This window comes from Rathayibacter caricis DSM 15933 (assembly GCF_003044275.1).
Taxonomy (GTDB): Bacteria; Actinomycetota; Actinomycetes; order Actinomycetales; family Microbacteriaceae; genus Rathayibacter; species Rathayibacter caricis.
Window position 1 is genome coordinate 2,357,938 of the sequence record NZ_PZPL01000001.1, and the last position, 22,116, is coordinate 2,380,053.

Below are 22,116 nucleotides of genomic sequence, written 5' to 3' on the forward strand. Positions count from 1 at the left end.
CGTTCGGCGCGAGGTGATTATGCTGACGCCGGACGCCGCCGGAGCGACGACCGACCGTCGTCGAACCAGGAGCACCTCCCGATGCCGTCGTGGATCCCCCCGCACGCCGTGTCCGCCGTCCGCGGTCTGCTCGCCGGCGCCCGCCGGTCGCCGGCCGCGGTCGGGCTGGTGCTCCTCGTGATCGGCGCGAGCGCCGCTGCGGGAACCCTCGCGGGGCCCGCTTCAGCCACGACAGCCGCGTGGTGGGCCGCCGGATCCGGCTCCCTGCTGGGTGGCCGCCCGTGGACCGCGGTCACCGCGCTCGTGATCGCCGCCGATCCTCTGCAGCTCGTGCTCGAAGCGGTGCTCGCCCTGCTGCTCCTGGTGATCGCCGAGCGCCGCCTCGGGTCGTGGCGGACGGTGCTCGCCTTCGTGATCACGGGAACGACCGGGATCGTCCTCGGCGTGCTCCTCCAGGTCGTCGGCGCGGCCGCGGGGGAGTGGTGGGCGAGCGACACGATCGGCGACACCGCGTTCGATCCGCTGACCGGAGCGGTGGGCGCGCTGCTCACGTCCACCGCGTTCATGGGCGCTCTGTGGCGTCGGCGCCTGCGCGTCACCGTGTTCGCCCTCGTGCTCATGTTCGTGCTCTACGCCGGCGACCCCGCCGACGTCCACCGCCTCCTCGCCGGAGTCGCGGGACTGGGACTCGGCGCCGTCCTCGCGGGCCCGGTCGCCGGCGTCCGCCCGCACCGGCACGCACCCAGCTCTCACCGGGAGTCGCGCGGCCTGCTCGCAGCCGTCGTGGCCGTCACCGCCCTCGGCCCGCTCGTCGCCGTCCTGTCCGACTCGGGCTACGGCCCCTTCTCGTTCCTCGGTCGACTCCTGCAGAGCGCGTTCACCGGTACGGGCGATCTCGAGGACCCCTGCGCGCGGCTGACCCGCCACTGCACCCACCACGTGCAGTTGAGCCTCGTGCAGCCGGGAGCCATCCTGCTCACGTTCGTGCCCCTGATCCTGCTCCTGGTCGCCGCGCGGGGTCTGCGGTCCGGCCGGCGTCTCGGACTCGTCCTCGCCGTCGGCGTCAACGGGGCGATCGTCGTCCTCGACGTGCTGTCGCTCCAGCACGCGGCGCGGCATCCGGAGTTCGAGCACCACGCCGAGTACCTGCTCTGGGTCGCGACGACGGTCCTCGTCCCGCTGGCCGTCGTCGCGCTCCTGCTCGCCGGACGCCGGCACTTCCGCGTACTCGCGCCGCGTGCCGCGGCCCGCCGCTGGCGGCGCGCGATCGGTGCCGCCTTCGCGGCCGGTCTGGGCGGCTACCTGGCCGTCGCCTTCGCGGCGCGGACGAGCTTCGAGCCCGCCGTCGACGGGGGAGGGCTCCTCGTCGGAGGACTCCTGCGGTTCGTGCCCGTCGGCTTCCTCGGGGGCGCCGGTCGGCTCCCGATGCCGCGCGATCCGCTCGCCCGGGTCGTGTCCGACTGGGTGGGGCCGGCGTTCTGGCTGCTCGTGGTGATCGCCGTGGTGGCCCTGTTGCGCGCCACCGACGCGCAACGGTCCCGCGGCGACGGAGCGGTGTACCGCGGGATCCTCGCGCGCCACGGCGCCGGCAGTCTCGGCCACCAGGGCACCTGGCAGGGGAACGACCACTGGATCGCTCCGGACGGCGAGGGGGGAGTGGCCTACCGGGTCGTCGGGGGGATCGCGATCGCGCTCTCGGATCCGGCGTGCGCCCCCGAGCGTCGCGACGAGGTCGTCGCGGGCTTCCTCCGGCACTGCGACGAGCGCGGCTGGTCGCCCGTGTTCTACAGCGTCCACGACGAGCTCCTGCCCGTGTTCGACCGCCTCGGCTGGTCACGGGTCTCGGTCGGCGAGGAGACGGTCATCGACCTCGCCGGCTTCGAGCTGACCGGCAAGCAGTGGCAGAAGGTGCGCTACCCGCTGAACCGGGGGCTGAAGCTCGGCATCGAGGCGGTGTGGACCACCTGGCCGGAGCTGTCGCTCGCGACCGCGAACAGCATCGTCGACCTCTCGGAGCGCTGGGTCGCCGAGAAGGCCCTCCCCGAGATGGGCTTCACCCTGGGCGGTCTCGACGAGGCCCGCGACCCGGAGGTGTCCCTCCTGCTGGCCGTGGGACCGGACGGCGTGCTGCAGGGCGTGACCAGCTGGCTGCCGGTGCGCCGCGACGGCCGCATCGTGGGATGGACGCTCGACTTCATGCGCCGCTCCGACGACGCCATGCCCGGGATCATGGAGTTCCTGATCGCCTCCGCGGCCCTGCGCGCGAAGGAGGACGGTGCCGAGTACGTCTCGCTGTCGGGTGCTCCGCTCGCCACCGCGCCCGTCGCCGAGGGGGAGGCGCCGCCCGAGCCGACCGTGCTCTCGCGCCTGCTCGACTTCCTCGCGCGGACGCTCGAGCCCGCCTACGGATTCACGTCGCTCTTCCGGTTCAAGGCGAAGTTCCATCCGCGCTACGAGGGGCTCTGGCTGGCCTACCCCGACGCGATGCGCCTGCCGCAGATCGGCACGGCCCTGGCGCGCGCCTACCTCCCGGACCTCTCGGCCCGCGACGCACTGGCGTTCGCCCGGACGCTGGGTGCGCGGCCCGAGGAGCACGAGACGCCCGTCCGCAACGCCGGCTGAGTCGTCAGGCGCCGTCGGCCGCCGACCAGATCTCGAAGTCGAGGTCGGGGAAGTCGTCGGCGTCCTGCTCACCGACGACGGGCTGCACGAGCGAGCCGACCGGCACGCGTCGGGCGGCCAGGTCGGCGAGAGTCGCGGCGTCGCCGGGCAGCGATTCGGGGCCTCCCGCCGCGTTCGAGGCGAGCTGGCTGGTCGGCCCGAGAAGCAGCTCCGCCTCGTCCGGTCCTCCGCTCTCGGTCAGACCGGGCACGACGACCCCGTGTCGGCCGTCCGGGCGACCGCGAGCCGACGGGCGTAGTCGAGCACGGCGTGAGCGACGGCGTCCCCGACGACGAGCGAGCCTCCGGCGTAGCGCAGAACCTTCATGGTCGTGACCTCTCCCCGTGTGCGATGGGCTCGGCACCGGGGGCCGGGGTGCGCCCTCCCCACTGTACGGCGGGCGCGAGCGGGCGCGCAGGCCGATGCGCGGGAGGGGCCCGCGCGGACCGCCTAGAGCCGCAGCTCGCCCGCGACGACCCGGCTCGCCACGAGGGTGAGCGCCGTCGAGTTCGAGCGGGCGTGCCGGCGCAGGATCTGGAACGCCTCGTCGGTCGAGATCTCGCGGGCGTAGGCGACCGCGCCCTTGGCCTGCTCGATGAGCACGCGGCTGTTCAGAGCGTGCTGCAGCTGATCGCGCACGGTGTCGCTCTCGAGCAGGGCCCGCTGGTGCAGGATCCCGATGGTCGCGACATCGGCGAACGCCTGCGCGACGGCGACGTCGTCGGCCGGCAGCGTGCCCGGCTCGGAGCGGAAGAGGTTGAGCGATCCGATGCACTCGCTGCGCAGGCGCATCGGGACGCAGTGCACCGAGCGGAGTCCGAGTTCGAGAGCGCGGTCCCGGAAGGGCTCCCAGCCCGCGCGCACGTCGCGGATGTCGGGCACCACCACGGCCTCGCCGGTCGTGAGGCACTCCATGCAGGGCCCGGACTCCTCCCGGAGCTGCAGCAGCCCGATCAGGCGGGAGTCCTCGTCGGTCGACGCGAGCACCTCGGCGACGCCCCCGGCGTCGCGCAGCACGATGCCCGCCGAGGCGGCCTCGAAGAGCGCGGCGCTGCGGTCCACGAGGGTCTGGAGGAGTTCCACCGTGTCGTAGTCGTCGACGAGGGTGTCGGAGAGGGTCACGAACGTCTCGATGAGGTCGTGCTCCCGTGAGCGGGCCGCCATGCAGTCGATCCTAGATTTCGAGGGGAGGAGGGGGGAACCCGGTGCGGCGGTCGACGATCTCCTCGGCGACCTCCGCGACCGGGCGGCCCTGCGCGAACGCATGGGCCCTGAGCAGCAGGAGGGACTCCTCCGCCGAGATGCCGTGCCGAGCGAGGATCATCCCCGTCGCCTGGTGGATGATGCGGCGCGAGTGCACGTTGCTGCTCGCGGCGGTCCCGCTGTCCGAGAGGACATGGGCGACGACGCGCAGTGCCGTGCCGGGCGTGCGCGCGCGGATCCGCTCGATCACCGCGGCGGGCAGCGGACCCGAGGCGGTGCTGTAGAGGTCGACCACGCCCACGTCGAGCCCCGCGATGCGCAGAGGGAACGCGTAGACCGCGTCCAGGGGCAGCCGGCCGACCTCGGCCGCGAACAGGGGCCAGCGCTCGGCCGCGTCGCGCACGTCGTCGACGAGCACCGGAGTGCGGCGCCGCGCGGCGTCCCAGCAGGGCCCCTCGCCGAGGTCGAGCTGGATCTCGTCGAGGCGCGCAGCGACGTCGTCGCTCGCCGAGACGGTCTCGCCGCCGAACGACGAGCCGATCGTCGAGATGGCCGCGCCGCGCACGGGGAACTCGTCGGCGTACGACGAGGACAGGGTCGAGAGGGAGTCGGTCGCCATGCCCGCTCCCTCCGTCATTCCGCAGCGGATGCCGTCGTCGCCGCCCACGCTAACAGGAGGGGCGGCCGCCGGATCAGAGCGGGATGTTGCCGTGCTTCTTGGCGGGCAGGTTCGCGCGCTTGGTGCGCAGCGCCCGCAGCGCCTTGATCACGGAGACGCGGGTGGCCGACGGCTCGATGACGCCGTCCAGCTCGCCGCGCTCGGCGGCCAGGAACGGGCTCGCCACGTTGTAGGTGTACTCGTTCGCGAGACGGGTGCGGACGGCGGCGACGTCCTCGCCCGCCTCCTCCGCCCTCCTGATCTCGTTGCGGTAGAGGATGTTGACCGCGCCCTGGCCGCCCATGACCGCGATCTCGGCGGTCGGCCAGGCCAGGTTGATGTCGGCGCCGAGCTGCTTGGAGCCCATGACGATGTACGCGCCGCCGTAGGCCTTGCGGAGGATCACGGTGACCAGGGGCACGGTGGCCTCGGCGTAGGCGTAGAGCAGCTTGGCGCCGCGGCGGATCACGCCGGTCCACTCCTGGTCGGTGCCGGGGAGGTAGCCGGGCACGTCGACGAGCGTGAGGATCGGGAGCGAGAACGCGTCGCAGAAGCGCACGAACCGCGAGGCCTTCTCGCCCGCCTCGATGTTGAGCGTGCCGGCCATGGCGCTCGGCTGGTTGGCGATGATGCCGACCGAGCGGCCCTCGACGCGGCCGAAGCCGATCACGATGTTGGGGGCGAACAGCGGCTGCACCTCGAGGAAGTCGCCCTCGTCGACGATGTGCTCGATCACGACGCGCATGTCGTACGGCTGGTTCGGGCTGTCCGGGATGACCGTGTCGAGGAAGCGGTCGGAGTCGGTGGTCTCGAGGTCGACCTCGGTGTCGAAGACGGGGGCCTGCGAGAGGTTGTTGTCGGGGAGGAAGGAGAGGAGCGTCCGCGCGTAGTCGAGGGCGTCGTTCTCGTCGCTCGCGAGGTAGTGCGAGACGCCCGAGATCTTGTTGTGGGTGAGCGCGCCGCCCAGCTCCTCCATGCCGACGTCCTCGCCGGTGACGGTCTTGATCACGTCGGGGCCGGTCACGAACATCTGGCTGGTCTTGTCGACCATGATCACGAAGTCGGTCAGAGCGGGGGAGTACACCGCTCCTCCGGCCGCGGGCCCGCAGATGATCGAGATCTGCGGGATGACACCGCTGGACGCGGTGTTCCGGCGGAAGATCTCGCCGTACTTGCCCAGGGCCACCACGCCCTCCTGGATGCGGGCTCCGCCGGAGTCGAGGATGCCGATGATCGGGACGCCGGTCTTCAGCGCGAGGTCCATGACCTTGATGATCTTCTCGCCCGCGACCTCGCCGAGCGAGCCGCCGAAGATCGTGAAGTCCTGCGAGTAGACGGCCACCTGGCGACCGTGGATGGTGCCGGTGCCGGTGACGACCGCGTCGCCGTAGGGGCGCTTCTTCTCCATGCCGAACGCGTGGGTGCGGTGGCGCACGAACTCGTCCAGCTCCACGAAGGAGCCCGGGTCCAGGAGGGTGTCGATGCGCTCGCGGGCGGTCATCTTGCCCTTGGCGTGCTGCTTCTCGATCGCGGCCTCACCGCTCGCGGTGACCGCCTCGTGGTACCGGGCCTTGAGGTCGGCGATCTTCCCCGCGGTCGTGTACATGTCGGGCGCAGGACGTTCGATGTTCGCGGTCACCCGCTCACCTTACCGGCGGGGGTAGGGGCGCCCCCCTTGTCGTGAGGGCACAGGGAGCGGGCTGCCGCGCGGGAGGATCCGCACAACGACTCCCGCCTCCGGGCTCCTCGGAGAGGGCGCGAGTACCGTGGCGGCATGCAGCTCCCGCTCTCCCGCTCCGTGTCCCCGAAGGTGCTGTGGGAGGAGCACGCCGGCTCGACGAACGACGTGCTCCGCGAGCACGCCACCCGCGCGCCGGACCAGTGGCCGCACCTCGCGGTGGTGGCGACCGACGACCAGCGGGCCGGCCGCGGCCGCCTGGGCCGGGTCTGGCAGGCGCCGGCTGGTCGGACCCTCGCCGTCTCGGTCCTGGTCGACGCCTCCGGACTTCAGGCAGGCGCCTCCGGATGGCTGCCGCTGGTCGCGGGTGCGGCGCTCGCCCGGGCGCTCGCCCCGCTGGTCGCAGTCCCGGTCGCCGTGAAGTGGCCCAACGACGTGCTCCTCGACGGCCGCAAGACCGCCGGCATCCTCGCCGAGCGGCTCCCCGACGGCCGCGTGATCCTGGGAACGGGCGTGAACCTGCTCCTCACGGAGGACGAGCTCCCCGTGCCGACCGCGACCTCGCTCGCTCTCGCCGGCGCCCGGACCGCCGACGCCGACGCCGTCCTCGCGGCGTACCTCACCGAGCTCTCGGCCCTGCTCGCACCCCTGCTCTCGCTGCGCGACGCCGAGGCGGCCGGCACCGCCGCCGCCGTGCGCGAGCGCTGCGGCACCCTCGGCCTCCGCGTGCGCGTGGAGCTCCCCGACGGCTCGGTGCACGAGGGGACCGCCCTCGCGCTGGACGCCGACGGTCGGCTCGTCGTTCAGCTCGCGGACGGACCGCGCGCGTTCTCGGCGGGCGACGTCACCCACCTGCGGCAGTGAGGAGGGGGCGATGACGACGGACGCCCCCGAGCTCGAGCTCGCGCGGCTGACCCCTCGGGCGAGGAAGGCGGTGGCCCCGGTCATCGGCTTCCTCCTCCTCACCTGGTCGGGCTTCTACTTCGCCGCTCAGTTCGACCTGGGGCTCCAGCGGTGGATCATCGCGCTCGGCACGGCCGTCCTGGTGCTCCTGCTCTGCGCCCCCTCGGCGCTGCGCTCGGCGGGGATCCGCTACCGGATCACCACGCGCGCCCTGCACGCGCGGCGCGGTCTCGTGGGCGTCCGGCGCGCCGAGGTCGTGTTCGATCCGCGGATGAGCGTCCGGGTCGCGCGGTCGGTGACCCAGCGGTTCGCCCGGTGCGCCGACGTCGTGATCGAGCAGGACGGCGCGGAGGTGTTCGTGCTGCGCGACCTGCCCGATCCCGGGCTCGCCGCGATCGTGCTCCGGGACGCCATCGCCGCGTCGCCCCGGCCGCTGCCGGCGTGGGAGGACCCGGTGCGGCCCGAGTGAGGGCGTCGGTACCATGGAGCCGCCCCGCGCCAGCGGGCGGAGACGGAGGAGCGCCATGCGCGTCGGCGTGATCGGTGGCGGCCAGCTCGCCAGGATGATGATCCCCGCGGCCGTCGAGCTGGGGATCGACATCGCCGTCCTCGCCGAGACCGAGGGCGCTCCCGCGGCGCTCGCGGCGACGCAGGTCGGCGACTACCGCGACGAGGCGGTGGTGCTCGCGTTCGCCGAGACCGTCGACGTCGTGACCTTCGACCACGAGCACGTCCCGCAGCCGATCCTGCGCGAGCTCGTCGCCCGCGGGATCCCCGTGCATCCGGGCCCGGACGCCCTCCTCTACGCGCAGGACAAGCTGCTCATGCGGCGCAGGCTCTCCGATCTCGGCCTGCCGGTCCCGGACTGGGCGGAGGTGTCCTCGGCCGACGAGCTCGCCGCGTTCCTCGACGACCACGGCGGCCGTGCCGTCGTCAAGACGGCCCGCGGCGGCTACGACGGCAAGGGCGTGCGGGTCGTCCGCGGCGCCGCGGAGGCCGACGACTGGTTCGAGGCGCTCGCCGAGGACGGTCGCGGCGGCTCCCTGCTCGTCGAGGAGCTCGTCGACTTCCGGCGCGAGCTCGCGCAGCTCGTCGCCCGCCGCCCCTCCGGCGAGACGGTGCTCTGGCCGGTCGTCGAGTCCGTGCAGCGCGACGGCGTCTGCGCGGAGGTCTTCGCCCCTGCTCCCGCCTCCGCCGGACGCGTCGCCGCGATGGCGGCGGAGATCGCCGAGTCGATCGCCGAGCGCCTGGGCGTCACCGGCGTCCTCGCCGTCGAGCTCTTCGAGACGACCGACGACCGCATCCTGGTCAACGAGCTGGCCATGCGGCCGCACAACAGCGGTCACTGGACCATGGACGGCTCCACCACCTCGCAGTTCGAGCAGCACCTGCGCGCGGTCCTCGACCTGCCGCTCGGAGCGACCGGCTGCCGCGACCCGTGGACCGTCATGGTGAACGTGCTCGGCGGACCGCAGGGCGAGTCGCTGACCGATCGCTACCCCCGCGTGCTGGCGGAGCACCCGGGCGTCAAGGTGCACAACTACTCCAAGCAGCCGCGACCCGGCCGCAAGGTCGGCCACGTGAACGCGACCGGCGACGAGCTCGAGAGCGTCGTCTACGAGGCGCGAGCCGCGGCGGCGCTTCTCACCGACTGACACGTACCATGGTGGCCGTGACGAGCCGATCGACGACCCCCGCCCCCGCCGGAGACCCCACGTGAGCGCGGATGCGCTCGTGAACGGATCCGCGCCCGTCGTCGGCGTCGTCATGGGCTCCGACTCGGACTGGTCGGTCATGCAGGCCGCGTCGACGACGCTGACGGAGTTCGGCGTGGCCCACGAGGTCCGAGTCGTCTCGGCCCACCGGACCCCGGAGGCGATGATCGCGTACGGCCGCGACGCCCGCTCCCGAGGCCTCAAGGCGATCATCGCCGGCGCGGGCGGCGCCGCCCACCTCCCCGGCATGCTCGCGGCCGTGACTCCGCTGCCCGTCATCGGCGTGCCCGTGCCGCTCGCGCGCCTGGACGGCCTCGACTCCCTCCTCTCGATCGTGCAGATGCCCGCGGGCGTGCCCGTCGCGACCGTGTCCATCGGCGGAGCCCGGAACGCCGGCCTTCTCGCCGTCAAGATCCTCGCCACGGCCGACGACGCGCTCTCGGAGCGCCTCGTCGCGTTCGCCGCCGACCTCGAGACCCAGGTCGCCGCGAAGAACGACGCCCTGGTGGCGAGCCTGTGACGGCGGTGTCCCTGCCGCTGCGGCATCCCGACGTCCGCTCCAGCACCTTCATGACGCGGCGCGCCTGGTGGCTGCTCGTCGGCAACTTCCTGGTCCCCGGATCGGCCCAGGTCCTGGCGGGCAACCGCCGGCTGGGCCGCCTCGGCCTGGCGTTCACCCTCGCGCTCTGGACAGCGCTGCTGCTCGCGGTCGTGCTCTACTTCGTCTTCCCGACCGGTCTCTACACGCTCGCGACCTTCGACCTGTCGATGCTGGCCCTCCAGGCCGCACTCGTGATCTACGCGGTGGTCTGGCTCGTGCTCACCCTCGACACCCTGCGGCTCATCCGGGTCGTGCGGGTGCGGCCGAGGATGCGCGGAGTGCTGGCGTTCGCGACGATCGCACTGATGGCGGTGTCCGTCGGCACGGCGGGAGCGGGCACCTACCTCCTGGGCGTCACCCGCGGCACGCTCTCCTCGATCTTCGGTGGCGGAGCGATGGAGGCTCCGGTCGACGGCCGGTACAACATCATGCTGCTGGGCGGCGACGCGGGCGAGGACCGCGAGGGGCTGCGTCCCGACAGCATCTCGGTCGTCAGCATCGACGCGTCCAGCGGTGCGGCGACCATCATCGGTGTGACGCGCGAGTTCCGCGACGTCCCCTTCGCCGAGGACAGTCCGATGCACGAGCTCTACCCGGACGGCTACAACTGGGGCGACTGCAACGTCAGCGTGTGCAAGCTGAACTCGATCTACACCGAGGTGGAGCTGAAGAACCCGGAGCTCTACCCCGACGCGGTCGCCGAGGGCAGCGAGCCGGGCATCGAGGCGATGCGGGACGCCGTCGAGTCGATCCTGGACCTGCCGATCCAGTACTACGCGCTGATCGACATGGAGGGCTTCGCCCAGCTGATCGACGCGCTCGGAGGAGTCGACATCACCTACGACGGTGACGAACCGCTGCCCCTGGGCGGGCTCCTCGACTCGGACGGCGTGCCCTACGGCGTGAACCAGTGGATCGAGCCGGGCGACTGGCACTTCAACGGCGAGCAGGCCCTCGCCTACGCGCGCTCCCGCATCACCTCGGACGACTACGCCCGGATGGAGCGGCAGCGCCAGGTGCAGGAGGCGCTGGTGCGCCAGTTCGAGCCGGCGAACGTGCTCTCGAAGTTCCAGGACGTGGCCGAGGCGGGCTCGCAGGTGATCAAGACGGACGTGCCCCAGGGGATGCTCGGCTACTTCGTGCAGCTCGGCCTGAAGACGAGGTCGCAGCCGATCGAGAGCGTCGAACTCACTCCGCCGACCGTCGACCCCGAGGACCCGGACTACGACGTCGTCCGGTCGATGGTGCACGAGGCGCTGTTCCCGGACGACTCCGGGAACTAGAGCCGGTCGAGCACGATCTCGACGGGGCCTCGCGGCCGCCGCTCAGATCTCGGCGTGCAGCGCCCAGACCCGCTCGGCCGAGTCCCGCCAGCTGAACGCCCGGGCGCGGTCGCGCCCGGCCACCGACAGCCGCTCGCGGAGCGCAGGATCCGAGAGTACGCTGCTCATTGCCAGAGCCAGCCGTTCCGGGTAGTCCTCCGCGTCGCCGCGCTCGACGGCCACTCCGGCGTCGGCCGCGACCTCGAGCAGGGCCGCGTCGTCCGAGTGGACGACCGGCACACCGAAGTGCATCGCCTCGAGCACCGGCAGGCCGAAGCCCTCCGCGATGCTGGGGTACACGAAGAGGGTGGCGCGGTCCAGGACCACGGCGAGGTCGGCGTCGCTCAGCACGCCGAGGGCGCGCACGCGGTGCTCGTCCAGTCCCTGCTCGTCGGCGACGGCGGCGATGTCGAGCTCGCCCCAGCCGGTCGGTCCGACGATCAGCAGCGGGATCGCGGGGGCGGAGGCGCCTCCGAACGCGGCGATCAGCGAGACGAGCCCCTTGCGCGGCTCGAGGGTCCCGACGCTCAGCACGTACTCGGCCGGCAGCCCGAGCGCGACGGCGCGCGCCTCGGCGTCGTCCGGGAGCACGAGACCCGAGCCCACCGCTCCGCCGATCACCCGCAGCCTGTCGCCGAAGTCGAGGACCTCGGAGAGCTGCTGGGCGACCGCGTGGGTGGGGACGACGACGGCATCGGCGTGCTTGCGCGCCCGCTTCGCCATGGCGCGGTGCCACTTCGCCCCGTGCGGGGTGAGGGTCTCGGGATGAGTCCACGGGACGGTGTCGTGGATGGTCACGGCGATCTGCTCGCCGTCCCGGCCCTCGTGGCTGCGCAGCGGCGCGAAGAGGCTCGGAGCGTGGATCATGCCTCCGCCGGCGGGGATGCCGATGCCGTACTGCCAGGCGCGCGACAGCTCGCGGCGGCCCAGGTGGAGCCGGTGGATCCGCGCGAGCCCGGGCAGCCGCTGCCGCAGCTCCTCCTCCTTCTCGGGCGGGTAGGCGGAGACGACGGCCTCGACCTCGCAGTCGCGGGGCGCGGTCGCGATGAGCTCGCGCGTCAGCTCCTCCGTGTAGCGGCCGATGCCGCCCGGCACGCGGGCGAGCATCTGGTCGACGACGACGCGCAGCACGGTGCTCACGGTCGGACCGTCTCGATCGGTGCGGCCGCGAGTGCCTCGTCCCAGGAGCGCAGCGGAGGCAGGCCCGCCCGGCCCCAGCCGTCGTGGCCGAGGACGGAGTAGGCGGGGCGCGGCGCGGGGCGGACGAACGAGCCGCTGTCGGTCGGGCGGATCCGCTCGGGATCGAGCCCCGCCTTCTCGAAGACCGCGCGGGCGAAGCCGTACCAGGTCGTCTCTCCGGCGTTGGTGCCGTGGTAGACGCCCGCCGGCGCTCCCGAGTCGACGAGCTCGACCAGGCGGGCGGCGAGGTCGCCCGTCCAGGTCGGCTGCCCGCGCTGGTCGTCGACGACGCTCAGGGTCTCGTGAGTGCCCGCGAGGCGGACCATCGTCTTCGCGAAGTTGCCGCCGTGCTCGCCGTAGAGCCACGCGGTGCGGACGACGTAGCCCCGCTCCGGATTCGCGGCCAGGACGAGCTCCTCGCCCTCGGCCTTGGTGCGCCCGTACGCGGAGATCGGCCGGCGCGGGTGGTCCTCGCCGTAGGGGGAGGTCGCGGAGCCGTCGAACACGTAGTCGGTCGAGACCTGCACGATCGCCGCGCCGATCTCGGCCGCCGCTCGCGCGAGGTTCTGCGCGCCGAGCGCGTTGACTCGTCGCGCCTCGTCCTCATCGCTCTCCGCGTCGTCGACGCGCGTGTAGGCGGCGCAGTTGAGCACCGCGTCGTGCCCGGCCACCGCAGCGCGGACGGCGTCGAGGTCGGTGACGTCCAGATCGCGTCGGCCGAGGGCCGTGAGCGGACGGTCGCCGAGGGCGGTGCGGAGGTCGGTGCCGAGCATTCCTGCGGCGCCCGTGAGGAGGAAGGTCACCCCCTCATCATGCCGGAGGGGCGCGCTCCGCAGGCACGGGACGCACCACCCGGCACACGGCGTCAGGGCCGCCCACGCGCTCGTTACACTCGTCCCGTGCAGATCCGAGAACTCGACATCCCCGACGTCTACGAGGTCACCCCGCGGCAGTTCCCCGACGATCGGGGGGTGTTCTTCGAGTTCTACCGCTTCGATCGGCTCGCCGAGAAGGTGGGACATCCGCTGGCGCTCCGGCAGGGCAACACCTCGGTCTCACGCCGCGGCACCGTGCGCGGGATCCACTTCGCGCAGATCCCGCCGTCGCAGGCGAAGTACGTGTCGTGCTTCTCCGGCGCCGTGCTCGACTACGTCGTCGACATCCGAGTCGGATCGCCCACCTTCGGGCAGTGGGAGACGATCCTGCTCGACGACGTCGACCGCCGCTCCGTCTACATCTCCGAGGGCATCGGGCACGCCTTCGTCGCGCTGACCGAGGGCGCCGTGGTGTCGTACCTGGTGAACGCGACCTTCGATCCCGAGCGCGAGAAGGGCATCGACCCGCTCGACGAGCAGATCGGCCTGCGGTTCCCGGAGGAGGCGGGCGAGCTGCTGCTGTCGCCCAAGGACACCGATGCGCCGACGCTGGCCGAAGCCGAGGCGCTGGGGCTCCTCCCGACCTGGGACGAGGCGCGCGCGTACTACGCCGGACTCGACGAGTAGCGGCTGGGACCGCCCGGCTCAGCGGCCCAGCCGGAGGCGCATCAGTCCGACGCGCGCGCCGAGCCCGAGCCGGACGGCCAGCCGGATCGGCGCCTGGTACCAGGCGCCGTACCTCTGCGCGAGGTACAGGTAGGCGCTCCGGTGGTGCACGGCGAGCATCCGCGCCGATGCGAGCCGGGTCGAGTGCCCGCCCAGGTGCGAGACCAGGGCGTCGGCCAGGTACACGTTCGTCCAGCCGCGTCGACCGAGCGAGTCGCCCAGCTGCACGTCCTCGAAGTACATGAAGTACCGCTCGTCGAAGCCGCCGATCTGTTCGAAGGCGGTGCGCCGGACCATCACGCAGGCGCCCGAGAGCCATCCGGCCGTCATGCTGCCGTGCTCGAGCGTGCCGACGGCGCGCGAGCGGCGGTAGCGGGCCGACCACGGGTTGCCCGGCCAGAGGTGCGCGAAGAGGGCGTGGCCCACTCCGGTCCCGAGGGAGGGCAGCGCCCGCGCCGACGGGTAGACGGTGCCGTCCGAGTCGAGGATGCGCGGGCCGATCGATCCGATCCGGGAGTCGGCGGAGGCGGCGGCGTACAGGGCGTCGATGGATCCGGGCAGGAACACCGTGTCCGGGTTGGTCACCAGGATCCACTCGTACTCCGGGCCCAGCCGGTCCACGGCGTAGTTGACGGCCTTGCCGTAGCCGAGGTTCTCGCCCGTCTCGTGGAAGACGACCTCCGGGCGCATCTCGACGACGCGGCGCACGGAGTCGTCCGTCGTCGCGTTGTCGACGACCACGACGTGGACGTCGTGCTCCGTGGCCTCCGGGATCGACTCGAGGCAGGCGCGGAGGACCTCACCCGAGAAGTAGGTGACGACGACGACCGCGATGGGCAACGTCGAGCGAGAGATGGGAGCCTCCGGGGGTGCGGTGTCGACGGGCGAAGGCTCCGTCGGAAGAACTCATCGAGGCTAGCACGCAGCCTCGGAGCCTCCCGGGAGGCCCGTTCCTCTCAGCGGACGACGTCGAGAGGGGCTGTTCCGGCAGCGACGGCCGCGCCGGACGCCGTGTCGATCAGCGGGAGCTCCGGCTCGCCGGGCCGGCGGAAGACGACGAACTTGTACATGCAGAAGTTCCAGATCAGGCCGACGAGGACGGCGGCGGCCTTGGCCGCGTTGATCGCCAGGACCGCGTTCTGTCCCGAGCTGGGCAGGAAGAGGAGAGAGTGTCCGAACGTCGTGCCGAAGAAGACCTCGAAGCCGTAGATGACGAGCGATTGCAGCAGGAGCGAGCTGACGCCTGTCACGAGGAAGAACACGCCGAACGCGGCGGCCGAGGGTCGGCCGCGCTGGCGGAAGACGAAGAAGTGGTTGAGCACGTAGGAGATCGAGATGCCCACCGTCACCGAGGCGACGTTCGCCGCCAGGGCCGGCAGACCGACGAGCAGCGTCAGCGCATTCAGGATCGCGAAGTCGAGGACGGTGTTCAGCGAGCCCGCTGCGAGGAATCGCACCGTCTGAGAGTCCCGCCACCCGCTCGATCCCGCTCGACTCGCCACGTGTCCTCCTCCGGCGCCCTGATGTGCGAGCGCGACGGCCCGACGGTATCCGTCGTGTCTGAACGCGGAGGTGCACGAAGCGCTCCGAATCTGAGAACCGCTCGAACGGCGACCAGCCCGCGATCAACCGCGAGGCTCCGACGGACGCTGATACTCTGCGACCGCCCGTCGCGCGTCCAGCGTTCCGTCCTCTGCAGTCGAATTGGCTCTCCATGCTCACCCTGACGATCGTCACTCCCACCTACAACGAAGCGGACAACATCGGCGAACTGCTCCGCCGGATCGCCGCCGTCGCCGCCGACAACCCCGACGCCCTGATCCGGTCGGTGATCGTCGACGACTCGTCGCCCGACGGGACCGCCGAGAGGGCCAGGACGATCGGCGAGGAGCTCGTGACCGGGAACTTCTCGGTGTCCGTCCTCGAGAGGGCGAAGAAGGAGGGCCTGGGAGCGGCGTACATCTGGTCGTTCGCCCAGGTGCTCGAAGCGGAGGACGCGCCCGACTACATCCTGCAGATGGACGCGGACCTCTCGCACGATCCGCGATACGTCTCCGACTTCCTCCGCGAGGTGCGTGAGGGCGCGGATCTCGTCGTGGCGTCCCGGTACATCCCCGGCGGGGGCACTCCCGACTGGACACTCGACCGCAAGATCCTCAGCCGCGGCGGGAACATCTACACGCGCCTGTTCCTCGGGTCCACGCTCACGGACTGGACCGGCGGCTACAACCTTTTCAGCGCCGAACTGCTGCGCAGGATCGCGTTCCAGACGGTCGACGCGACGGGTTACGGCTTCCAGATCGCGCTCAAGCACCGCGCGGTGACGGCTGCGAGGAGGACGCGGGAGATCCCGATCGTCTTCCTCGACCGCACCGAGGGCACCTCGAAGATCCCCGGCAACACTCTGGTGCAGAGTCTCCTGCTCGTCCTGCGCATCCGGTTCGGGCGCGACGGGAAGCGATGAGGGCGGAGGAACGGGGTCGATCGCGGCCTCTCCTCGTCGAGGCGTCCGGGCTCCTCCTCGTCGTCGCCGGCGCGTTGGCCGTGCTCGGTCGTCTGGCCCCGACGCCGTGGGCCGACCACCTCCTCTCCGACGGCGACTCACTCGCCCTGCCTCTCCTCCTCCAGTCGGTGCAGCGCGGCGAGCCCTTCGAATGGGTCATGACGAGCCAGCTGCTCGTGTTCCCCGAGCTGCCGCTCTACCTCCTCAGCGTCGCGCTGGCGGGTGGCGCGATCCAGACGTCGCTCGTCGTGAACGCAGTCGTGAACGTGACCGTGTTCTACGGCGGTGCCCGGCTGCTCGCCTCGGGAGTGCTCGCCGATCGCTCGAGAGGGCTGCGCGTCGGATCGTCCGTCGCAGCCACCGCGACGCTCCTGCTCCTCGCGGCGACCGAGGGGCGCGGGCTGATCAACGTCGGTGCGTTCTCCGGCGGGATCCTCCTGACGACCTACTACTCGGGTGTCGCGATCGCGGGGGTCTGGATCCTCGCGCTGATGAGCGGGGTCACGCGCGGCTTCGCCTCCGGACTGGTCGACGATCGGCGGAGACGGTGGACCTGTCTCGGGGCGGTGGTCGTCGTCTCGGCCGCGACGACCTTCTCCAATCCGCTGTTCGCCCTCCAGTTCACCGCACCCGCGGTCGTGACGCTCCTGCTCCTGCTCGTGCTCGCGCGGATCTCCCGGAACACCGCCGCGTTCCTCGGCGGAGTCCTTCTCGTCGGAGCGGTCCTCGGTTACGCGTCGCGCGGGCTCGTCCGGACCCTGATCGCCGTCGACGCTTCGACCTACCTGCACCTGGAGCGCGCCGGTCAAGCGGTCGACGCCTTCATCCTGCAGATGCGCGTCGTCGGGTCGGCGACCAGCGGGAAGATCGAGCTCCTCGTGGTCGGCCTCCTGCTCGTGCTCGCCGCACTGACGGTCGTCGCGGCGCTGGCCACGCAGTCGAGGGAGCCGCGCCGTGGACGCGTCTCGACGTCGAGCACCGCTGTGGCGCTGTTCGTGGTCGTGTCCTGCCTGTCCCTCCTGCTGGGAGTCGTCGTCACGGGCAGCCTCGTCAGCCGGTACCTCCTCCCTCTCGCCGCCTTCCCGGTGCTGCTGGTCGTGCCCGTCTGCGGCGAGATCGCCCGACGGCTTCTCCGCCGCGCGCGGGTGCTGCGGCGGAACTCCGGCGACGCCTCACGCCACGGAGCCCTCGTCTGCGCGGGGCTGTCCGTCGCGGCGCTCGCGGCGGGGATCGCCGTCTCCGTGCCTCCGCTCGCCGTGGCCGCCGAACGGGCGGGCTCGACCCCGGAGCGGCAGTGCCTCGAGGACTGGCTGGGTGACCGGACGCGGTCCGGTGTCGCGTCGTTCTGGACGGCGCGCCCACTCGAGCTGTACGGGCCGGCGTCGCTCGACGTGCAGCAGGTGAACTTCGACTTCACCGCTCAGCTCTGGATGAACAACACCGCCGCGTATCGCGACACGACCTTCTCCTTCGTCCTGGCCGACCGCGATCCTGACTGGTCGGCCCTCGCGCTCGCCCACCTCGGAGAGCCGAGCGCGGTGGTCGCCTGCCCCACCTTCGACATCTACGACTACGCGGGGACGGACGGCGAGACGATCCTGAACAGGATCGTCTCCGACAGCATCGAGAGAGCGGACGGGGATCATGGGCTCTGACACGCGCATCGCGACACGGACCGGCGCGGCTAGGACCGGGACGCTCGCCCGTGCAGTGAGGGAGGCGGCGTGGGCGACGGGCGCCGGCGCGATCAGCCTCCTCGGCGGTGTCCTCGCCCTCGGTGTCACGCCGACCTCCCTGGGTCAGCGGTGGACCGTCGGGGGTGACGACCAGATCCTGCACTACACCCTTTTCCGCAGCGCCACGCAGTCGTTCCCGTTCTCGGTCAACGGCGCCCTCGGCTTCCCCGAGGGGCTCAACGCCTTCTTCACCGCGCAGTTCGATCTCGCCTCCGCCGTGCTCGTCGCACTGCTCGGTCTCGTCGTCGAGGACGGCTTCGCGCTCCTCAACATCTACTACCTGCTCGGCTTCTTCGCTGTCGCACTGACGGGGTACGCGTTCTTCCGCTGCCTGAGGACCTCGCCCTGGGTCTCGGCACTCGTCGCCGTCGTGCTGGCACTCGCTCCGTACCACTTCCTGCGGATCGGCGCCGGCCACGCCTTCCTCGCCAACTACTGGGCCGTCCCGCTGCTGGGCATCCTCCTGCTCTGCGCGGCCGGCGAGCGCACCGACCCGTTCCGCAGCTGGATCCGGCGGAGCACCGGCGCGTCGCGGGTCGCGCGCGCGGCAGTCCCGACAGTTCTCCTTCCCGTCCTCATCGCCACATCGGGCGGCTACTACTACGTCTTCAGCATCATCGTGCTCGGCGGAGTCTGGCTCCTCGGCGCCGCCGCCTCGCTCGCCTCGGGAGAGCGTCGGCGGGCCGTGCTCGCCCGTGCGGCGCCTCTCGGAGTGCTCGTCGTCGCGGTGGGCCTCGAGCTGATCGCCCTCTCGGCGGACTGGGGCGGTCGCTACGCCCCGTACTTCGAGGATCGAGGACTCGGCGAGTCGGAGAACTTCGCAGGCAAGATCCTCCCGCTGTTCCTGCCGTGGGAGGGGACTCGTGTGCCGAAGCTCGGAGCGCTGCCCCTGATCTACGCGAACGCGACCGCAGTAGCGAAGACCACCGAGCCGCCGGGGATGCCGGTACTCGGGATCGCGGGGCTCGTCCTGCTCCTCGCGGCACTGCCCATGATCGCGATCGTGGGAGGACGTGCTCTGCGAGTGACCGCGATCGGCCGTCTCGTCTCGGACGACCGTGTCCGCGTGCTCGCGGTCGCCGCTCTCTGGACGCTGCTCTTCTACGTCGTGACCGGTTTCGGCATGGCGGTCGCCCTCCTCGCCGGCACGACCGTCCGCGCCTGGTCGCGGCTCTCGATCGTGCTCATCGTGCTCGCACTCGGAGCCGTCGCCCTCGTGCTGCAGCGCCTGCGCCACCGCAGTGCTCGCATGCTCGCGGTCGTCCTCGTCTGCGTCCTCGTCGTCCTCGATCAGGGAGTGGGCGTGAGGCGGATGGTCCCGCTCGCTCCCGCCGACGACGCGGAGATCTCGTCCTTCGTCGCGGCGGTCGACGCCGACCTGGCCGACGGCTGCGGAGTCGTGCAGCTCCCCGTCAAGAGCTTCCCCGACAGCGGTGCGATCGGCTCGATGCGGGACTACGACGAGGCGCTCCCGTACCTCTTCACTGCGGGTGAGGACTTGCGCTGGAGCTACGGAGCGGTCGAGGGGACCCCCGGCTTCGACGTCTTCGACGACGCGGCCGATGCCGAGACCTTCGCCGCCGCCGTCCGGGAGAGCGGAGCCTGCGCCCTCCTCGTCGACACTGCGGCCTACTCGGACAGTGAGGGCGCGTGGTTCGACGAGGTCGTCGCCGCCACCGGCGGTCTCGACCCGATGGCGCAGTCGTCGTCCGGCCGATGGCTGGTGTTCAGGGTCGACTGATCCGGAGCCGGGGCCCTCCTCGGGGCGGAGTCAGCTCACCCGGAAGAAGAGGTAGCGACGGGAGTCGTCCTCGGACTCGATCACCGGCTGAGTCGCGGAGGTCGCGGCGTCGACGAAGGGCGCCCAGGCGGCCGCGTCGTCACCGTAGGCCGCCTGATCGACCAGGAGGCCGCACGCTCCGCTCTCGGCGACGGCCGCTCCGAACTGCTCCGGGGTCGTCACGTCCGCCCAGAAGTCGGCCGAGCGGGTGCCGGTGACCGCCCCGTACGACCAGCGCAGCGCGGAGTCGTCGGAGCTGAAGAGGTAGGGGAGGGCCTCGTCGTAATCGCCCATCCCGCCCACGGCGCCGGCTTCCGGGTAGCCGTGGAGCGGGAGCTGCACGATGCCGCACCCCGGGGCGAACTCCGATTCGGCTGCGGAGACGGCCGCGCGCAGTGCCGTGTCGTCGACGGGGGAGAGGTCTGCACCGACACTCGCTCCTCCCAGCTGATCGACGCCCGCGACGAGTCCGATGCCCACGATCGCGATCACCAGGGGGAGCCGACGCCGGAGCAGCGTGTCGAGCAGGACAGCGGCGAACATCAGGGCGACGGTCGACAGCACGACCGACAGGCGCACCCAGGCGCGGATCTCGCCGGTGACCACGGCGGCGAAGACGTAGCCGAGACCGCCGACGACGAAGAAGAGGAGTCCCCACAGATACACGCCGGCGAGGACGCGCGCGCGCTCGTCGCCGAGGAATCGCGCGGTCGGACCGGTGGACCCGGTGCGGACGGGGGCAACCGCCCTGACGAGGAGGAAGAGGACGAGGAGGATCATCGCCACGGCGGCGATCAGCGGCGTTCCCGTGGGCTCGGCGGTCGGCGAGACCGTGGTGCTCTGCTGGTACCCGCGCGAGAGCTCGGCCAGGGGGCCGAATCCCGATCCGTCCCACGGCAGCAGGAGGCTCGTGATCTTGCCGCTGTGCTGCTCGGACTGGAACGGCAGACGCTCCGCGAAGTAGGAGGCGTACCGCTCGCCGAAGTCGAGGGAGAGCAGCGCGAGCTGCGCGCCGATGAAGGCGACGAGCGAGACGACGGTCAGCGCGGGCCAGACCAGCTCGCGCCATCCCGATCCTGCGATCAGGATCGCGATCGCCCGGAAGAGGACTATGCCGCCGAGGAGGATGCAGCCGAAGACGAAGTAGTACGAGCTCGAGACGGACAGGCCGAACGTGAGGCCGAGCACCGGGAGAGCCCGGCGCAGGACGCATCGGCTTCGGCTCGGCGCGCGGTCGACCCAGCGCGCGAAGGGATCGAGCGTCGGAGACGCGACGACCAGGATCAGGATGCCGAGCAGGGCGACCCCCCAGTACATCCCGACGAACGCGTGCCCGAGTGCGACCCGTTCGAAGTGGTAGGGCATTAGGGCGAAGATCAGGGCGAAGAGCACGGCCACGGAGCGGCGGACGCGGAGCGCGCGGAAGAGGTAGTAGCCGGCGATGCCGGCCAGGGCGAACCCCGACAGCTGGAACACGTTCAGGATCACGATCGGATCCCGCAGCACGAGAGCCAGCGCGGAGAGCACGCCGATCGACTCGAAGTCGAAGATCGGGGTGAACCACTGGTTCTGCGTCCCGGGGAATCCCATCGAGGGGTTCGGCAGGAACAGCGTCCAGTCCTTCGCCCCCGCGGCGACGAGGTAGTGCGCGACCATGTCGCCGGTGTTCCCCGAGGTCCAGCGCCGCCCGAGATCCGCGGGCGACAGGCGCAGGGCGATGATCGCGGCGACGAGGGCGACCAGACCGACCCCCAGGGCGCATCCCAGATCGAGGAGTGCGCCGCGGTGCCTCCGGGCCGGACCCGGCCGGTGCTCGGACTCGGTCGTGTGTCGGAGGGTCTGGCTCATCGCTTCTCTCGTCCGGGGCGGGGCGTCTGCCCGCGGTGCGGCGAACAGCCTAGTGGCTCGGGTCGGGACGGGCGTCCGTCGAATCGACGGGCGTCGGACGACCCTCCCGCGGGAGCGGACGACCGGCGTCGGAGTCGGCGGCGCCGAGATCCTGGTCGCCGATGTCGTCGGCGGAGGCCGACGGCGCGCCCCGATGGGATCGGAAGACGACGAGCCGGTAGAAGGCGAAGTTCCAGACGAGCCCGGCGAGCACCGCGACAGCCTTCGCGAAGTTGATGGCGAGCACGTTGTTGTCGGCGTCCGAGCCGAGGAAGAGGAGCGAGCGCCCGAAGCTCGTGCCGAACAGCATCTCGAAGAGCCAGATGATGACGTTCTGGATGACCAGCGACGAGAAGCCCGTGACGGCGAAGAACTGCAGGAAGCGCTTCACGGTCACCCGGTCGGGGTAGCGGAAGACGAAGAAGTGGTTCATCACGTACGACAGGCAGATGCCGAAGACGACCGAGACGGAGTTCGCGATCAGGACAGGGGCGCCGAGCGCCAGGGTCATGATGTTGAGGAGGACGAAGTCGATCGCCGTGTTCACCGATCCGGCGGCGAGGAAGCGCACCTGCTGCTTCTCGAACAGTCTCGTCACGCGGTGGGGATCTCTCGGTCGGGGTGCGGGAGGCGGCCGCGACCGTCGTCCGGTCCTCCGGGGGTCTGTTCCTCCTCGAGGAGGGGCCTGTGCGGTGCCGCCGTGACCGGCGTGAGGAAGCGGTCGAAAGGCGACTCGCGATGCCGAGGGA

At 71.7% G+C, this 22,116-nt stretch carries 21 protein-coding genes; 10 read left to right on the forward strand and 11 right to left on the reverse strand.

What is annotated here, in order from left to right:
• Positions 1 to 81 precede the first annotated feature (81 nt).
• Positions 82 to 2,622, forward strand: a complete 2,541-nt coding sequence (locus tag C1I63_RS10990) for a bifunctional lysylphosphatidylglycerol flippase/synthetase MprF (RefSeq protein WP_107574803.1) — start codon at positions 82 to 84, stop codon at positions 2,620 to 2,622.
• 4 nt (positions 2,623 to 2,626) lie between these two features.
• On the opposite strand, the gene C1I63_RS10995 is transcribed toward C1I63_RS10990, so the two are convergent.
• The 5 genes from C1I63_RS10995 to C1I63_RS11010 form a co-directional block, all read right to left on the reverse strand.
• Positions 2,627 to 2,872 (reverse strand): hypothetical protein, encoded by a 246-nt coding sequence (locus tag C1I63_RS10995; RefSeq protein ID WP_107574804.1) that lies wholly within the window; start codon positions 2,870 to 2,872, stop codon positions 2,627 to 2,629.
• The gene (locus tag C1I63_RS20290) at positions 2,860 to 2,988 is read right to left on the reverse strand and encodes a hypothetical protein (RefSeq protein WP_280523119.1); all 129 of its coding nucleotides are present in this window, start codon (positions 2,986 to 2,988) and stop codon (positions 2,860 to 2,862) included. The genes C1I63_RS10995 and C1I63_RS20290 overlap by 13 nt, the downstream gene beginning before the upstream one ends.
• 123 nt (positions 2,989 to 3,111) lie before the next feature.
• Complete coding sequence (locus C1I63_RS11000) at positions 3,112 to 3,825, reverse strand: GAF and ANTAR domain-containing protein (RefSeq protein WP_107574805.1); 714 nt, start codon at positions 3,823 to 3,825, stop codon at positions 3,112 to 3,114.
• 10 nt (positions 3,826 to 3,835) lie between these two features.
• Positions 3,836 to 4,483, reverse strand: coding sequence for a GAF and ANTAR domain-containing protein (locus C1I63_RS11005; RefSeq protein WP_170116371.1), 648 nt, complete (start codon positions 4,481 to 4,483; stop codon positions 3,836 to 3,838).
• Positions 4,484 to 4,556: 73 nt separating this feature from the next.
• Positions 4,557 to 6,128 (reverse strand): acyl-CoA carboxylase subunit beta, encoded by a 1,572-nt coding sequence (locus C1I63_RS11010; protein ID WP_107574807.1) that lies wholly within the window; start codon positions 6,126 to 6,128, stop codon positions 4,557 to 4,559.
• 168 nt (positions 6,129 to 6,296) lie between these two features.
• Here C1I63_RS11010 and C1I63_RS11015 point away from each other — a divergent pair, with 168 nt between their 5' ends.
• From C1I63_RS11015 to C1I63_RS11035, 5 genes are all read left to right on the forward strand, one after another.
• Positions 6,297 to 7,064 (forward strand): biotin--[acetyl-CoA-carboxylase] ligase, encoded by a 768-nt coding sequence (locus tag C1I63_RS11015; RefSeq protein WP_107574808.1) that lies wholly within the window; start codon positions 6,297 to 6,299, stop codon positions 7,062 to 7,064.
• 10 nt (positions 7,065 to 7,074) lie between these two features.
• Positions 7,075 to 7,572 (forward strand): PH domain-containing protein, encoded by a 498-nt coding sequence (locus C1I63_RS11020; RefSeq protein WP_055788099.1) that lies wholly within the window; start codon positions 7,075 to 7,077, stop codon positions 7,570 to 7,572.
• A gap of 55 nt (positions 7,573 to 7,627) precedes the next feature.
• Positions 7,628 to 8,758 carry a 5-(carboxyamino)imidazole ribonucleotide synthase gene (locus C1I63_RS11025; RefSeq protein WP_107574809.1) on the forward strand — a complete coding sequence of 377 codons (1,131 nt, stop codon included), beginning with the start codon at positions 7,628 to 7,630 and terminating at the stop codon, positions 8,756 to 8,758.
• A 112-nt stretch (positions 8,759 to 8,870) separates the two neighbouring features.
• The gene (purE, locus tag C1I63_RS11030) at positions 8,871 to 9,338 is read left to right on the forward strand and encodes a 5-(carboxyamino)imidazole ribonucleotide mutase (protein ID WP_055789047.1); all 468 of its coding nucleotides are present in this window, start codon (positions 8,871 to 8,873) and stop codon (positions 9,336 to 9,338) included.
• A 5-nt stretch (positions 9,339 to 9,343) separates the two neighbouring features.
• On the forward strand, positions 9,344 to 10,702 hold the full coding sequence (locus tag C1I63_RS11035; protein WP_244907034.1) for an LCP family protein: 1,359 nt from the start codon (positions 9,344 to 9,346) through the stop codon (positions 10,700 to 10,702).
• Between the two features lie 42 nt (positions 10,703 to 10,744).
• Here C1I63_RS11035 and C1I63_RS11040 read toward each other — a convergent pair whose 3' ends face one another.
• A complete protein-coding gene (locus C1I63_RS11040; RefSeq protein WP_230671546.1) occupies positions 10,745 to 11,881 on the reverse strand; it encodes a glycosyltransferase family 4 protein in 1,137 nt (378 codons plus the stop codon).
• Positions 11,878 to 12,723, reverse strand: a complete 846-nt coding sequence (gene rfbD / locus C1I63_RS11045) for a dTDP-4-dehydrorhamnose reductase (RefSeq protein WP_107574810.1) — start codon at positions 12,721 to 12,723, stop codon at positions 11,878 to 11,880. Before rfbD ends, C1I63_RS11040 begins: the two co-directional genes overlap by 4 nt.
• 96 nt (positions 12,724 to 12,819) lie before the next feature.
• Here rfbD and C1I63_RS11050 point away from each other — a divergent pair, with 96 nt between their 5' ends.
• Entirely contained in the window at positions 12,820 to 13,422 is a 603-nt protein-coding gene (locus C1I63_RS11050) for a dTDP-4-dehydrorhamnose 3,5-epimerase family protein (RefSeq protein WP_107574811.1), read from the forward strand.
• A gap of 18 nt (positions 13,423 to 13,440) precedes the next feature.
• Here the strand turns inward: C1I63_RS11050 and C1I63_RS11055 are convergent, their stop codons facing one another.
• The gene (locus C1I63_RS11055) at positions 13,441 to 14,301 is read right to left on the reverse strand and encodes a glycosyltransferase family 2 protein (RefSeq protein WP_243590966.1); all 861 of its coding nucleotides are present in this window, start codon (positions 14,299 to 14,301) and stop codon (positions 13,441 to 13,443) included.
• A gap of 116 nt (positions 14,302 to 14,417) precedes the next feature.
• Entirely contained in the window at positions 14,418 to 14,918 is a 501-nt protein-coding gene (locus C1I63_RS11060) for a GtrA family protein (RefSeq protein ID WP_244907036.1), read from the reverse strand.
• 257 nt (positions 14,919 to 15,175) lie between these two features.
• Between C1I63_RS11060 and C1I63_RS11065 the strand changes: the two genes are divergently transcribed.
• The 3 genes from C1I63_RS11065 to C1I63_RS11075 are packed head-to-tail and all read left to right on the forward strand — an operon-like array spanning position 15,176 to position 19,441.
• Positions 15,176 to 15,925 (forward strand): polyprenol monophosphomannose synthase, encoded by a 750-nt coding sequence (locus C1I63_RS11065; RefSeq protein ID WP_107574814.1) that lies wholly within the window; start codon positions 15,176 to 15,178, stop codon positions 15,923 to 15,925.
• Positions 15,922 to 17,619, forward strand: coding sequence for a hypothetical protein (locus C1I63_RS11070; RefSeq protein WP_107574815.1), 1,698 nt, complete (start codon positions 15,922 to 15,924; stop codon positions 17,617 to 17,619). Before C1I63_RS11065 ends, C1I63_RS11070 begins: the two co-directional genes overlap by 4 nt.
• Positions 17,609 to 19,441, forward strand: a complete 1,833-nt coding sequence (locus tag C1I63_RS11075) for a hypothetical protein (RefSeq protein ID WP_146168448.1) — start codon at positions 17,609 to 17,611, stop codon at positions 19,439 to 19,441. Before C1I63_RS11070 ends, C1I63_RS11075 begins: the two co-directional genes overlap by 11 nt.
• Before the next feature lie 30 nt (positions 19,442 to 19,471).
• Here the strand turns inward: C1I63_RS11075 and C1I63_RS11080 are convergent, their stop codons facing one another.
• The gene (locus tag C1I63_RS11080; RefSeq protein ID WP_107574817.1) at positions 19,472 to 21,328 is read right to left on the reverse strand and encodes a hypothetical protein; all 1,857 of its coding nucleotides are present in this window, start codon (positions 21,326 to 21,328) and stop codon (positions 19,472 to 19,474) included.
• Positions 21,329 to 21,377: 49 nt separating this feature from the next.
• Positions 21,378 to 21,965: a GtrA family protein gene (locus tag C1I63_RS11085; protein WP_107574818.1), complete on the reverse strand. Its 588-nt coding sequence runs from the start codon at positions 21,963 to 21,965 to the stop codon at positions 21,378 to 21,380.
• Positions 21,966 to 22,116: the final 151 nt, after the last annotated feature.